At 63.7% G+C, this 11,882-nt stretch carries 26 protein-coding genes; 9 read left to right on the top strand and 17 right to left on the bottom strand.

Annotated elements, in window-relative coordinates; all coding sequences use genetic code 11:
• The 6 genes from VGH54_RS23525 to VGH54_RS23500 form a co-directional block, all read right to left on the bottom strand.
• Positions 1-208, bottom strand: a 208-nt coding sequence (locus tag VGH54_RS23525; protein WP_331514518.1) for a hypothetical protein, incomplete at its 3' end; no start/stop codon positions are given.
• A 191-nt stretch (positions 209-399) separates the two neighbouring features.
• The gene (locus VGH54_RS23520) at positions 400-639 is read right to left on the bottom strand and encodes a hypothetical protein (RefSeq protein WP_331514517.1); all 240 of its coding nucleotides are present in this window, start codon (positions 637-639) and stop codon (positions 400-402) included.
• On the bottom strand, positions 636-827 hold the full coding sequence (locus VGH54_RS23515) for a hypothetical protein (protein WP_331514516.1): 192 nt from the start codon (positions 825-827) through the stop codon (positions 636-638). Before VGH54_RS23515 ends, VGH54_RS23520 begins: the two co-directional genes overlap by 4 nt.
• A gap of 72 nt (positions 828-899) precedes the next feature.
• Positions 900-1,076 carry a hypothetical protein gene (locus tag VGH54_RS23510; protein ID WP_331514515.1) on the bottom strand — a complete coding sequence of 59 codons (177 nt, stop codon included), beginning with the start codon at positions 1,074-1,076 and terminating at the stop codon, positions 900-902.
• Positions 1,077-1,234: 158 nt separating this feature from the next.
• Positions 1,235-1,402, bottom strand: coding sequence for a hypothetical protein (locus tag VGH54_RS23505; RefSeq protein ID WP_331514514.1), 168 nt, complete (start codon positions 1,400-1,402; stop codon positions 1,235-1,237).
• A gap of 206 nt (positions 1,403-1,608) precedes the next feature.
• Positions 1,609-2,070, bottom strand: coding sequence for a hypothetical protein (locus VGH54_RS23500; RefSeq protein WP_331514513.1), 462 nt, complete (start codon positions 2,068-2,070; stop codon positions 1,609-1,611).
• Positions 2,071-2,128: 58 nt separating this feature from the next.
• Between VGH54_RS23500 and VGH54_RS23495 the strand changes: the two genes are divergently transcribed.
• The 3 genes from VGH54_RS23495 to VGH54_RS23485 all read left to right on the top strand — a co-directional run bounded on the left by VGH54_RS23495 (position 2,129) and on the right by VGH54_RS23485 (position 3,084).
• The gene (locus tag VGH54_RS23495) at positions 2,129-2,365 is read left to right on the top strand and encodes a hypothetical protein (RefSeq protein WP_331514512.1); all 237 of its coding nucleotides are present in this window, start codon (positions 2,129-2,131) and stop codon (positions 2,363-2,365) included.
• Complete coding sequence (locus tag VGH54_RS23490; RefSeq protein ID WP_331514511.1) at positions 2,358-2,609, top strand: hypothetical protein; 252 nt, start codon at positions 2,358-2,360, stop codon at positions 2,607-2,609. Before VGH54_RS23495 ends, VGH54_RS23490 begins: the two co-directional genes overlap by 8 nt.
• Positions 2,610-2,883: 274 nt before the next feature.
• Positions 2,884-3,084, top strand: coding sequence for a hypothetical protein (locus VGH54_RS23485; protein ID WP_331514510.1), 201 nt, complete (start codon positions 2,884-2,886; stop codon positions 3,082-3,084).
• Positions 3,085-3,344: 260 nt separating this feature from the next.
• On the opposite strand, the gene VGH54_RS23480 is transcribed toward VGH54_RS23485, so the two are convergent.
• Both VGH54_RS23480 and VGH54_RS23475 read right to left on the bottom strand, forming a co-directional pair.
• Positions 3,345-3,560 (bottom strand): hypothetical protein, encoded by a 216-nt coding sequence (locus tag VGH54_RS23480; protein WP_331514509.1) that lies wholly within the window; start codon positions 3,558-3,560, stop codon positions 3,345-3,347.
• A gap of 13 nt (positions 3,561-3,573) precedes the next feature.
• A complete protein-coding gene (locus VGH54_RS23475) occupies positions 3,574-3,840 on the bottom strand; it encodes a hypothetical protein (protein WP_331514508.1) in 267 nt (88 codons plus the stop codon).
• A 72-nt stretch (positions 3,841-3,912) separates the two neighbouring features.
• Between VGH54_RS23475 and VGH54_RS23470 the strand changes: the two genes are divergently transcribed.
• Entirely contained in the window at positions 3,913-4,116 is a 204-nt protein-coding gene (locus VGH54_RS23470; RefSeq protein ID WP_331514507.1) for a hypothetical protein, read from the top strand.
• An 18-nt stretch (positions 4,117-4,134) separates the two neighbouring features.
• Positions 4,135-4,593, top strand: a complete 459-nt coding sequence (locus tag VGH54_RS23465; protein ID WP_331514506.1) for a hypothetical protein — start codon at positions 4,135-4,137, stop codon at positions 4,591-4,593.
• A gap of 78 nt (positions 4,594-4,671) precedes the next feature.
• Here VGH54_RS23465 and VGH54_RS23460 read toward each other — a convergent pair whose 3' ends face one another.
• The 3 genes from VGH54_RS23460 to VGH54_RS23450 form a co-directional block, all read right to left on the bottom strand.
• Entirely contained in the window at positions 4,672-4,974 is a 303-nt protein-coding gene (locus VGH54_RS23460; protein ID WP_331514505.1) for a hypothetical protein, read from the bottom strand.
• On the bottom strand, positions 4,971-5,546 hold the full coding sequence (locus VGH54_RS23455) for a recombinase family protein (protein ID WP_331514520.1): 576 nt from the start codon (positions 5,544-5,546) through the stop codon (positions 4,971-4,973). The genes VGH54_RS23460 and VGH54_RS23455 overlap by 4 nt, the downstream gene beginning before the upstream one ends.
• Positions 5,547-5,663: 117 nt before the next feature.
• Positions 5,664-5,825, bottom strand: coding sequence for a hypothetical protein (locus VGH54_RS23450; RefSeq protein WP_331514504.1), 162 nt, complete (start codon positions 5,823-5,825; stop codon positions 5,664-5,666).
• Between the two features lie 239 nt (positions 5,826-6,064).
• Between VGH54_RS23450 and VGH54_RS23445 the strand changes: the two genes are divergently transcribed.
• The gene (locus VGH54_RS23445) at positions 6,065-6,316 is read left to right on the top strand and encodes a hypothetical protein (RefSeq protein ID WP_331514503.1); all 252 of its coding nucleotides are present in this window, start codon (positions 6,065-6,067) and stop codon (positions 6,314-6,316) included.
• A 178-nt stretch (positions 6,317-6,494) separates the two neighbouring features.
• Here VGH54_RS23445 and VGH54_RS23440 read toward each other — a convergent pair whose 3' ends face one another.
• The 4 genes from VGH54_RS23440 to VGH54_RS23425 all read right to left on the bottom strand — a co-directional run bounded on the left by VGH54_RS23440 (position 6,495) and on the right by VGH54_RS23425 (position 7,708).
• Entirely contained in the window at positions 6,495-6,692 is a 198-nt protein-coding gene (locus tag VGH54_RS23440) for a hypothetical protein (protein WP_331514502.1), read from the bottom strand.
• Positions 6,692-7,204 (bottom strand): hypothetical protein, encoded by a 513-nt coding sequence (locus tag VGH54_RS23435; RefSeq protein ID WP_331514501.1) that lies wholly within the window; start codon positions 7,202-7,204, stop codon positions 6,692-6,694. Before VGH54_RS23435 ends, VGH54_RS23440 begins: the two co-directional genes overlap by 1 nt.
• Before the next feature lie 73 nt (positions 7,205-7,277).
• Positions 7,278-7,493 (bottom strand): hypothetical protein, encoded by a 216-nt coding sequence (locus tag VGH54_RS23430; RefSeq protein WP_331514500.1) that lies wholly within the window; start codon positions 7,491-7,493, stop codon positions 7,278-7,280.
• 11 nt (positions 7,494-7,504) lie between these two features.
• On the bottom strand, positions 7,505-7,708 hold the full coding sequence (locus tag VGH54_RS23425; RefSeq protein WP_331514498.1) for a hypothetical protein: 204 nt from the start codon (positions 7,706-7,708) through the stop codon (positions 7,505-7,507).
• 323 nt (positions 7,709-8,031) lie between these two features.
• On the opposite strand from VGH54_RS23425, the gene VGH54_RS23420 reads away from it, so the two are divergent.
• Entirely contained in the window at positions 8,032-8,691 is a 660-nt protein-coding gene (locus VGH54_RS23420) for an endonuclease domain-containing protein (protein WP_331514519.1), read from the top strand.
• A 21-nt stretch (positions 8,692-8,712) separates the two neighbouring features.
• Positions 8,713-10,128 (top strand): terminase large subunit domain-containing protein, encoded by a 1,416-nt coding sequence (locus VGH54_RS23415; protein WP_331514497.1) that lies wholly within the window; start codon positions 8,713-8,715, stop codon positions 10,126-10,128.
• Here VGH54_RS23415 and VGH54_RS23410 read toward each other — a convergent pair.
• Together VGH54_RS23410 and VGH54_RS23405 are read right to left on the bottom strand one after the other, a co-directional pair.
• Positions 10,125-10,628 (bottom strand): hypothetical protein, encoded by a 504-nt coding sequence (locus tag VGH54_RS23410; protein ID WP_331514496.1) that lies wholly within the window; start codon positions 10,626-10,628, stop codon positions 10,125-10,127. The genes VGH54_RS23415 and VGH54_RS23410 overlap by 4 nt on opposite strands.
• A gap of 11 nt (positions 10,629-10,639) precedes the next feature.
• Complete coding sequence (locus VGH54_RS23405) at positions 10,640-11,008, bottom strand: hypothetical protein (protein ID WP_331514495.1); 369 nt, start codon at positions 11,006-11,008, stop codon at positions 10,640-10,642.
• A gap of 126 nt (positions 11,009-11,134) precedes the next feature.
• Between VGH54_RS23405 and VGH54_RS23400 the strand changes: the two genes are divergently transcribed.
• On the top strand, positions 11,135-11,882 hold a 748-nt coding region (locus VGH54_RS23400; RefSeq protein ID WP_331514494.1), incomplete at its 3' end, for a hypothetical protein.

Genomic DNA, 11,882 nt, shown 5'->3' with positions numbered 1-11,882 from the left:
GGGTTGCCTCGATAACGTCCAGGCCCTTCAGGGTGACTCCGACCAGGTTGCCATCCCAGATGACCAATCCCAGGTCGTCCAGGGTGCCAACCGCGAAGACGAACTCGGGGTCGGTGTTCCCGTCGAGCTCGGTGATCACCGCGGTGGCGATGAAGACCAGGACCCGGAACGCGCGGACCGAGAGGAACAGGTCGGTGTAGGCGTTCATTGGAACTCCTCTTTTGAGTTTTCAGGTTGAGAGGGAGGGGGAAGAACCCCCTTCCGGTAAAAACAAAGTTACCCCACCAGGCACCTGTTTGCAACCAAAATTCAGGGTCCGGCCAGCACTCCACTCGAACGGCCCACCGATGGGTTGTCGGCCCGACGCGGACCAGCCTGAGCAGCACTCCCGCCGCCCCGTTACGCGCCCTCGGGGGCCCGCTGCCGCCTCCCGCCCGACCCCGGCATGGTCTCTACCGCCGGGTACGCCTGGCCGCCGTTGTGGGCCCGCTCCAGCCTGGCGCACTCCCGCCGCAACGCCGAGTCGATCAAATCGTTCAGCGAATGCGCCTCCGGCACCTGCCCGCGCAACGCGGCGACGGTCGCTCGCGCCCGCTCCAGCGTCGCCCGCTGGATGTACGGGGTGAACTTGATTTTCATGCCCAGCCCTTCGTCCTGGCCGCCGTAACCCGGCGGGTGAAATCGTCCTGGGCGTCCGCCCACTCCAGGTGTGCCGCCACCGCCCAGTGGCCCCCGGTGCCGGCGGCGACGTGGATGGTGAACCGGTCGTCGGGGTCGGTGCGGATCTCAATGGACATGGCCCCGATGGTGGGGTGCGTCAAAATCATGATCGTTTTCCTTTCGGTGGGTGGGCAAAAAAGAACCCCTGGAGGGCGGCGGCTCCAGGGGTTCTCGGTGTCTCAGATGAGGTAATCCATGACCTCCAGTTCGAAGCGGGTCCGGGCGGCGCACCCGGGGGTGTAGGCGATTTCGGCGATCATTTCGTTTGCCAGGCGCATCCACTCGTGGTCGCTCTCGATGTTCGGGAGCTGGTTGACCGAGTTGATGATCCGCTGGGTGAACGGGCTGATCTTCATCTTGGCTCCTGATTGAGTTGTCAAAGGGAGAGAGGGGGGAGGGGGAAGAGCCCCTCCCGACAAGAACTAAGTTACCCGATCCCGCCCCCATTTGCAACCAAAAACCAGCCCGCGACCAGCCTGTCACCCGAATAGGCGAGTGACCGCCGGGGGGTTGGCTAGTCGACGTCCCCCGGGCGCACCGCCCACGTGCTGGAGCTGGTACGCACGTTGACACTGTGCAGCCGCTCCTCATCGCCGACCAGGACATGGGTCTCCGACACAACCTGCCCGCGCCTCGTCACACCGTGCTCATCGGTGAAGGTCACCTTCTGGCCCTGCTTCATGGTCAAGTCCATTCTCTCGGTTAAGAAGATCGAAAACTTTGTCGAACCGCGCGTGATGCGCATCCGTGAACACCGCACTCCCCGACTGGCCCACACTGAACGGGCCTTGGTGCTGGCGACTCGCAAGTGGGGGACCTAACCGCCTAGGCGGCAACCCCGAACGGCTCAATTCGCGCCTAGGCCAGCCCGGTCCGCATGGGCGCGAGCTAGCGGTACTTCTGGGCTTTGAGCCACTTGCCGTATTCCACCTTGTTCGACGGGTCCGGCATCTTGGACGATTTCGGCTTGCCGGGCCGGAACGCAGGATCGGCCACTGCCCGTTCCTCATCCGAGTAGCGAACCGGTTCCACCTGGGGCAACGTCACGGGAAACGCGCGCTGCGCTTGGGCGGCAGACGGAACAGCCGGAACCTCACCATCGTGGATCGGCAGCATGTGCGACTGTGACGACCGCACGGCTTCCCGAACCATCTCGGCAGGAACAACTACCCGCGAGGTGTGTGCGGGCGACTCACGGGCCGTCAGGGCCTCAATCAGGAGCATCCTGGCCATCGTCGACCCGTTCCGCTGCTCCCGAGCGGCTAACAGGTCGATCCGGTCGGACACATCCTTGGTGATGCGTACCTGCAACCTGATCTCAAGGGCGTCTGGCTTCACGGGGTCAACCACACCCCAAGTGTACGACACCGCACTCCGCCGTACGACACGACACGCTAGACTTGAACCCGTGACCGACGACGAGCTGAAGACCATGATCTACCGGGCTTTCGAAGTGGACGAGAACGATCCACTCGTTCAAGCGCTCGAGCGCTTACACGAGGCGGAGCGGGCGTTACGCGAGGCCGACAAGGAGCGCGTCCTGGCCGTCGCCGAAGCCGCCGCGAACATGGTCACAGAGGATCTCTACCGCCAGTATCCGGATCTGCCAGCCGGCATCCGCTTCGAGTGGACCGCCGATGACTAACCCGCCGGCTGAAGACCATGTGGCCGCGAGCGAAGAGTTCCTCAGGATGGTCCAGTCAGGGCAAGGCGACCTCAAACTTGACAGCCTGCTCATCCTCTCCGCCGCGGGCAGCGAGGTCGACGTCTACTCAGACTTTGACCAGGACGAGGACAGCTACGACGGTTGCAGTCTCGTCGCCACCATGAGTCGCAGAGACGCCGCCGAACTCCATAACTGGCTCACCACTTGGCTGGCCCGCCGATGACTGAAACCTGCCCGACATGCAACAGGACGTTCGAACCGATCCCGGTGTCTGAACTCGGACAGTATGGTCATCGCCGCCCGGATGGCCTTGATGCGTTTTGGCATCCAGAGTTGGACTGTTGGGCGAACGTTCCGTGTTGGCGTTGGTTGGCGGATCAGTCGTTGCGGCCGGGTTGGTCGGTGGTTGGTTTCGCTTCGGCCGCTGAAGCACTGGCGGATCCGGTTGTGCCTCGCCCACCGAATCGGGCTGAGCGCCGGGCGAAGAGGGCCGAGCGATGAACATGACTGAAACCTGCCCCACCTGTGGCCGCGACGTTGACTCGATCGACCTGACCGGTTTCGGCCATCCGATCCGCACCGCCTATTGGCATCCGGGGGTGGACGGGTTCGCCAGTGTCTACTGCAACATGCCGAAGTTGGGTCCTGTCACGGTGTACGGCTACGCCACTGTTGCGGAGGCGCTGGCCGATGACTGACTTCGAAACTCCGCAAAGCCGGCGACAGTCTGACCGTCGAAACGCACGAAGACCAGGTCCACTTGCACCTCGAGGGCGATGCTGTCGACACGGACGGTTTCACACACAGCTGCGGCACGAGCATGCGGTTGACCTGCGATGAGGCGGCCCAGCTCCGGGACTACCTGACCGTTGCCCTGTTCGTCATTGACCGCAAAGCGAGACGCATATGACCTCGGGCCGCAACCCCGAGAGGTCACGGCCCGAAGTGAGCGGGACGGTCAGCGGCTTCTGGTGACGATCCAGCCGTGCACGTAGTTGTTCTCATCGCTGAGCAGCTCGAGGGCGAACCCTGCGTTGATGAGTGCGTCGTGGACATCGCCAACGTGTCCGCTCTCGGCCGAGGCAACGGTCACGCCGGCGGTGTTGAGAACGATGCCCCGAGCGCCTGCGGTACGGATAGCGGCCTGTGCGTCACGAGCGAGCTTGCTGGCCATGATGTTGTCTCCTTCAGATCAGGTTCGTGCCGTGGTTCTCGCCACCGCACGAACAGGAGCAAGACGGCCCGGTGGACGCCATGCAACGCGACCCGCACTCCTTCTGGGCGTTGTACTTGCCGCGCAGTCCACAGAAGGTCATGGGCAGGTTGCAGCAGCGGTGCTTGGTGAACTCGGGGCCGGCGGTGAGGTACGAGCACTCGATGACTACCCGGTTCTTACAGTTGGCGTTGAGGCACTTGCCGAAGTAGCGGGTGATGTTCGCGGTGCTCGAGGTCATGGGCATGACTCTACCGCCAGACGCACCACCATGGGGCATTCGTAACTACACCGTGACCAGAAAATTTGGGTAATGGCCAGACTGGAGATCCACCTCCTAGGCGCCGCGGGCGTGACAGCCTTCGCCCTCGAGAACACCGAGGACGCGAACCGCATCACCGAGCTCATCCGCATCTCCAAGGGCACCGCCACCCCGATGGTCAGCGTCTCCATAGGCAACGGCAAAACCGCGTACATCGACGCCAACCACGTACAACTCATGCTCCTGACCGCGTAGACCAAGGAAGGCCTCACCGTGGACATCCTCGAAGGAACAGCCCGCGAGGCCTACATCATCGAACAACGCACAAAACGCGTCCCCTTCGCCGACATCGGCGCCAGCCTCAACATCTCCCCACAGCGCGTCCACCAAATCTTCCAAGCCGCCAGGGACCGCATCCCAGCCGCCCGCCTGGCAGACCTGAGGGCGGAAGAGTCCGAACTGATCGACCGCGCCATCGCCGGCCTACTGGTCATCGCCGAAACAGCCAAATCCGACCACGCCAAGGTCAACGCCTGGCTAGCTGTGATCCGGGCCAGTGAAAGTAAACGCGCCCTGTTCGGCGCGGACGCACCCCAGCGCAAAGAAATCACCGTCCTCACAGAGGATGCGGTGGACGCAGCCATCCGCAAGGTCAACGAAGAACACGAAGCCCTCATCGCACAGGCCAAAGCCAACGGGGTGGACGTCGCAGAGTTCCTCGACGCAGCCTAGAGTGCGCAGCCTAGAGTGCGCAGCAAGATGCCCCAGCGAGCTACAGACCCGCTGGGGCATCGCTACGTGCAGGTGGTACTAGATGCCGAGCCGCTGACGTTGCTTGAGTGGCCCCTTCACATAGGCGCGCATGGCCTTCACGGTCCGGGCGATGTTCTGCTCCCAGTCGAGCAGCTGACCAGCCGAGTGGTAGCCCTTGCCGCGCTGTCGCTCAACCTCACGCAGCTCAAACGCGGCCCACCTGTCGATCCAATCAGAGTCGATGTCAAAGCCGTCGTTGCACCGACCGCACTGCACCCGGATGTAGTCGTAGCCACTCGAGCTGGACCGCGCGCTGTAGCCCGTGCTGATCGGCAACGGATGCTTCGCCTCATGCCTCATCGGGCACCCCTCGCCCGGGCCAGCTCCCGGTACACAGTGGGCCTACTAATCCCGAACATGCGGCCGAGCTCGCTGACGTTGTACCGACCGGTCCCATGCATGGCGAGCAACCCAGCCCGGGCATCATCCTTCAACTTCGGCTGCTTACCCCGCAAATGCCCCTTCTCCCGGGCAGCCTGCATACCTTCCTTCGTACGCATGCTGATCATGTCACCCTCAAACTCGGCGAACATGGCCAAACAGTTGAAGAACATCTTCCCAAACGGATCACTGGGGTCATACACCGTCTCCCCGATGCGCAGCTTCACGCCACGCCCAACCAACGAGTCCGCGATCGACCTAGCATCAGGCACAGACCGAGCCAACCGATCCAACTTCGTCACCACCAGAGTGTCGCCCTCCCACACAGCGGCAAGAGCCTGATCCAACCCAGGGCGGTCACGGTTCTTCCCAGTGAACCCAGGATCCTGATAGATCCGATCAGCAGCCACACCAAGACGCCCCAACTGCTCCCGCTGAATCGCCAAATCCTGCGCATCAGTCGAACACCTCGCATACCCAACCAACGTCATCACACACACTCCCAAACTCCGATTTACACAACCGTCTAGATTTACCGTGGACCACTTGATTCGGGCCGGGCCGCCCACGTGCCTCGTGTGCGTACGCGCGTAGGTCGGCGGGCGGCGTTAGAGCAGGTCGAACATCGCCGCACTGGCCGCTGCGTAAGCGGCCTCTGCGCGGGCTCGCTCGTCGGCTGGCGTGGCGTCGGTGAGTGCGTCGAGCGCAGCCTTGGCGGTGTCGACGTCTGCGAATACTGCGGCGGCGGATCCGTGCGCTGCGCTGGTCATGGCTTCCCTGTCCGTTTAGCGGGCCTTACTGATACTTTTCATCGTACACCCTAAATGAGACACGCGGTAGGTTGCTGACCAGCGCGAACGGGTCAAATCGTGCCCATTCGGACTAGCGCGCGGGGTGCATCGTTAGACGGTCCTCAAACGGACATGGTCAAACGGCCGATTCCGCCGGCGTGACGACGCGCGGTTAGCGCTGTAGCGCTCCGATCGGACGACATTTAAGAGCAGCGCCGATGCCGATCATGGTGGTGATGGGACCGAGGCCGGTGGTGGTGCCGATGCCGGTCATGCCGAACAACGTGCCGGTGCACCGTACGCATGACGGGGTGCGCAACGGGCTTGTGTGCCACGCTGCGGGCCGCAACTGTCGGGGTGGGGTGCTGGTGCACCACAACAGGGGCGACGGCTACGGCGGGCGCAGGGGCCGACGCTGCGTGCGCTGGCGAGGCGAGCTCGACGCTCGGCGACTGGTCGGCGGCCAATGACAGGAACGCTGCCACCGCGAGTAGCAGTGCGACGACGGTCGGGCTGTGCCGTGCGGGACGGTGGTGACGTCCCATCGTGAACTCCTGTGGTGGTGGGGTGGAAAGGGAAACGGGCCGCGCCGCCCGTTACCGGGGTGGTGATCGGCGCGACCCGTTAGGGAGCGGACGCTCAGACGAGCTAGGCGGCGAGCTTGGCTCGCCGCTGCTCCTGCCCGTCCAGGTAGCCCTGGCGGTAGCCCTTGGCGTACAGGATCTGCTGCGGCTCACCGTCGCCGTCTGCGTCGTCGCTGGTGTAGCCGTAGGGCTCGTCTGGGCGGGAGTAGCCGGCGTGCTTCCCGAACTCGTATCCCACGGTGTAGGCGCTGCGCATGGCCATCAGACCAGCGCGCTTTCGAGCTCGGCCGCATCCAGGGCTTCACGCAGCTGGGCGCGCAGCACCGGGTCGGCGAGGATCGCACCCACGGCGAGCTCAACCAGCTCGGGCACATCAGCCTCGCTGACACGCTGACGTAGCGGCTTCGCATCCCAGTGGGCTTGGCCTTCGTTGTACCCGTGACCCCACACAGCGGCGTGGTACTGCCTAGCAGCCGTCCTCGCAGCCGCAACCTGAGTGCTGGGCCTGGCAGACCGGGGCACCTTCGGGCCGGCCGCAGCCTCGAGCACACGCCCCATCGCGGCGGCCTCCAACTCGTCCTCCGTCGGGGCCACGGTGGTGAGCTCGATCAGCCGGTCATCCTCACGGCCCATCACCGCACACCGATGCCCATTCAGACTCACGAGCCCGGTCGCATCGTTGGCCGCAACCACCACCGTGCTACGGCCGTCGATCAGCAGATGCAACGACTCGATCGACTGTGCGGCAACGGGCTTACGGGCGAGCGTGATCATGTCGAACCTTTCGGGTAGTGGCTGGTCTGGCGACCAACACCGGCCCTGTCACACACAGGGCTGATGCAAGTGGTCAGTACCGAGTGGAGAAGAACCGGCCACCGCGGTTGACGGTCGCCTCGACGTGCGGCCAGGTCGCGTCGATGCCTCGCCCATTCCGGTCGGTCACGCGCGCGTAGCCCCACCGTGGGCCGCTGATCTGGGCCGGCTGGCCGTCCAGGGTGACGTCCTTCGCCATGCATAGGTCGCTGCGCTTGGCGGCGGTCAGCAGGTCGTTGTTCGTGGTCATGGCGAGCTCCTTCAGTGGGTCGGGAAGTACATGGCGGCATGGTCGGCGCACAGGATGCGGATACGCCCGTCAGCGTCGATTGCAGCCGCAGCGGCGTGGCCCTGGCAGTACCGCCGGCCCACGGTGATGTCACACAGGTCGCCGTCGATCAGGTAGCCGTCATCGAGGCGCTTGGGCTGGGTGGCGAGGTAGCGGCGGTCAAGCAGTGCGGTCATCGTGGTGCCTCCTGTGAGCTCGGGGTGGAGAGCTCGCTTGGTGATGACTAAATCATCTCACCCAGGGCACTGTCATGGGGGGTTTGTGACCACTTCGTTACTGATCCTTTAGGGCAATCCCAGAGACGATCACACCCCATAACCGCAGGTCAGGGCATGATCAACGAGATCCTAGAGACGATCAAGAGACCCTAGCCGGCGCCCGGTAGACCTCCCCCCTCAAGATCAACTTTCGAAGCGAACACAGGGCAAGGGTTTAACTTTGTCGGTATGTGGACAATTTTTTTGCGAAAAAGGTTCGAGCAACCATTTATTGCTATAGAATGGTTGCCATGGGGCGGGATAGTCAGCAGCAAGATGCGAAGCGTGACGCGCTGATAGTTCAGTTGCGGGCTGATGGTCGAACGTTTAAGGAGATCGGTCAGCTCCTTGGCGTAACCAGGCAGAGGGTTGCCCAGTTGTGGGATCGGACGGTTAACCCTAGGGCGGCACCCGAACCGTGCTGGTGTGGTGCTGCTATCCCTTTGGCTGCCGGACCTGGCGGGCCTCAAAAGTACTGCGTGCCTGAACACGCTTTGCGCGCTCCGTATGTTCGACCGGCTGGTGCGGCGAAGGTGCGCCTGCGTAGGATGTTTTCGCGGTGCTCGGCTTGCGGCGCGGACTATCCCAAACCTAGGTCGACGCCGTGCTGTAGTGATTGCGGCGCCGACTTTAGGCAGACGCGGAAAGTGCATTACGAGACGTTGGCCGCAGCGCAGGGCAATCTCTGTGCCATCTGCAACTCTCCCGAGTTGACTACAGGGAAGCTTGGCAACCCGCGTCGGCTGGCCATCGACCACTGTCACGAGTCGGGCGAGGTTAGGGGGCTGTTGTGCATGAAGTGCAACATGCTCCTGGGCGCGGCCAACGACAATCCATCCATCTTGGACAACGCCGCGGAATACCTCAGACGACACCAAGAACGGGACGTTTCTGCTGCTTGAGCGCTGCCCCAGGGGGTCTTGATGGCTGATCAGGCCCCTGGGGTTGTTGAGTGTCCTCCGGAGAAGCTGGCGTTGCTGAAGGCGCGGCGTGACCGGCTGGCGGCAATGCAGCGGCAGATTGCGTCTCAGGCGCCGGCGAGGCCGAGGCCGTGGCATTCGGAGGCTAGGCCGTCGCAGTTGCCTCCCGCTGGGGATGACTGGAACATTTGGCTTGTGCTTGCTGGGCGTGGGTTTGGCAAAACCCGACTTGCGGCTGAGTGGTTGGCGGAGCAGGCTGCGACGCACCCGGATATGGAGTTTGCGATTGTTGCTCCGACGTGGCGTGACTGTCGGAAGGTGTGTATTGAGGGGCCGTCGGGGTTGTTGAAGGCGTTGTTGCCGGGTGAGTTGGATTCGGTGAATGCCTCCGACTTGACGGTTCGGTTGACGAACGGTTCGAAGATCTACGGGTACTCGAGTGATGGTTATGAGCGGTTGCGTGGTTCAAACCTTGCTGGGGCTTGGGTGGACGAGGCGGCGGTGATGCCGGCGGTGTCGGACATGTTCGCTGATGCGTTGATGCCGGCTCTGCGGATCGGGGAGAACCCGCGGATTGTGATCACGACGACGCCTCGCCCGATTCCGTTGTTGAAGGAGCTGGTGGCCCGCGAGGACGGCTCTGTGGCCGTGGTGCGGGGTTCGACGTGGGATAACGCGGCGAACTTGTCTCGGACGGCCTTGACGGAGCTGAGGGCCCGCTATGAGGGCACCAGGACGGGCCGGCAGGAGCTTGAGGGTGAGCTGCTGGAGGACATTGAGGGTGCTCTGTGGTCGCGGGAGATGATCGAGGACGGCCGGGTGTTGAAGGCCCCGACGTTGGCTCGGATCGTGGTGGGCGTTGACCCTGCGGTGACTAGCGGCGAGAAGTCAGACTCGACGGGCATCGTGGTGGCCGGCAGGTCGACGGATGGGCATCTTTACATTCTTGAGGATGCCACGATGAAGGGCACGCCGGATCAGTGTATGCGGAAGGTCGCTGACGCGTATAAACGTTGGCATGCCGATCGGGTGGTTGGCGAGGTCAACAACGGCGGCGATTACATTGGCACTGTTTTGCATTCGGTTGATCCGAGCGTTGCGTACAGCACGGTTCGGGCTACCCGGGGGAAGGTTGTGCGGGCCGAGCCGATCTCTGCGTTGTGGGAGCAGGGTCGGGGGCACATCGTGGGGTCGTTGCCGGCCCTAGAGGATCAGATGTGTTCGTTTACCGCTGACACGAAAGAAAGTCCCGACAACCTCGACAGCATGGTCTGGGCGTGCCACGAGTTGAACGTAGGCACGTCAGCCTTGGTGTACCTATCGGCGATATCGACGATGTGCGCTGGGTGCGAGATGCCGAACAGTAAGAAGGCCAGCGTGTGCCGCGGTTGCGGTGCCTCGTTGTCGGATGCGGCTTAGCGCCGGTCGGACCACCGTGCCGGGTTGGGCGGTGGCGGTCCTCCCCCGCCGAACTGTTCCCATGGCGGGAAGTCTGGTGGGCCGTCTTTTGGTGGTGTCCAGATCGGTTTGGGTGCCATTCTGGATCCGATGAAGGCCAGGGCGCCGAGTATGCCGAGGGGTATCGCCAGGAAGAGGAGCGCCCAGTAACTCGACGGCGCCGGTCTCGGCGCTGGTGGTGGTGCGGCGGGGGCGGGCGGTACGTACGCGGGCAGCGGCGGACCCGTCCATGCCGGGCTGGCCGCCCAGTCGGGGCCTCCGGTGCCGTAGTTGGCTGGCGGGTTGTCCGGGATATATACCCCGTCAGGGCCCTGATGCCATCCGTGCGGCCCCGCAACGGGAGCCTGTGCGCCACCACCGGTGATGCCGCCTATCACGAATAACGCCAGGATCACCACGGCGCAGCCCGCGCCCCCGGACGAGCGCCCGGACGTACACGATCTGACTGTGCGGCGTGCCATCCAGAACAACATCATTGTTCCTGTCTGCGTAGTTTTTGCCCGCAGATGCGGGAGCAGGTCACGGGTGTGTGCTTGTACTTGTTTTGCCAAAACTCGATACCACATTCGGGGCACTTGACCCGGATGTCGAAGGCGTGGCTCTTCTCGCGGACTGCCCTCTGGCAGTTCGGGGAGCAGTACTGGGCGCGGTCGGGGTACGGGGTTTGAAACTCGTTTCCGCAGCGTTCGCAGACGCAGGTGACGGTTTCGCGTTTTTCCCAGAAGATTTGGGCTGCCCGCCGGGCTGATTCGCGCCCTTCGGGGGTGGCGTGCCATGCCGCTGCCAGTGGTCGTACGCGTTCGATTTGGGCGCGTTGCGCTGGGGTGCGGTTCGTTGCCATGCGCACACCATAACACCCCACGCGACTGCGTCAAGGGCGGTTGTCGCCCACACAAACATGAAACGAAGGGGTGAGCCTGTGTCGCGTCGTCGCCGTCGCCCCGTCCAGCAAGGGAGACCGCACCCGTTGCCACAGGTCAACGGGGCGGACGTCCGCCAGGTCATCCAAGAGGAACTATCCAAGGCCCTCGCCCTACCGGCCGGCGCTACCGCAACACCAGTGTCGTCGCAATACCTACAGCAGTTGCAGATGCGCGGCAACCCCCGCATCTCCGGGGACACCGCCCTGAACCGCGACCCCTACAACAACGTCAACTTCGGGCCCGGGGTGCCGCTGTTCCCCGCCCCGATCGACCCACTACTCCCGTCCGGGCGCCCCGCACCGCGCCGCTCCGAATACGACGTTTCGTGGAACCTGCAAACCACCACCACCCGCTCCGTGCCGTGGTCGGTGCTGCGGGACGCCGCCGACGGGGTGTCGGTGATGCGCACGTGCATCGAAACATGCAAGGCGGCGATCACCGGCCTGGAATGGACGTTCACGATCGACTCCGCCAGGGCCAAGCACCTGGCGAAGCGCACCGGCGACTCCACCCACACAGTCACCTCGGATCTGCAAGACAAGTTCGCCGACAAAATCGATGAGCTGCACCAGTGGTGGGAAAAACCCGACCGGATCAACAACTGGACCTTCAGCGAGTGGCTGGGCGCACTCCTTGAGGACCAGCTTGTGTTGGATGCGTGCGCGCTGTACCCGCACCTCACTCTGGGTGGGGATCTGCACTCGCTGGAACTCTTGGACAGCTCGACCATCAAGCCGCTGCTGGACCACCGCGGCGCCACCCCACAGCCGCCGTATGCGGCCTACCAGCAGA

The sequence above is a fragment of the Mycobacterium sp. genome (genome assembly GCF_036488105.1).
Classification (GTDB): domain Bacteria; phylum Actinomycetota; class Actinomycetes; order Mycobacteriales; family Mycobacteriaceae; genus Mycobacterium.
This window is presented reverse-complemented; position numbering and strand designations above follow the sequence as displayed.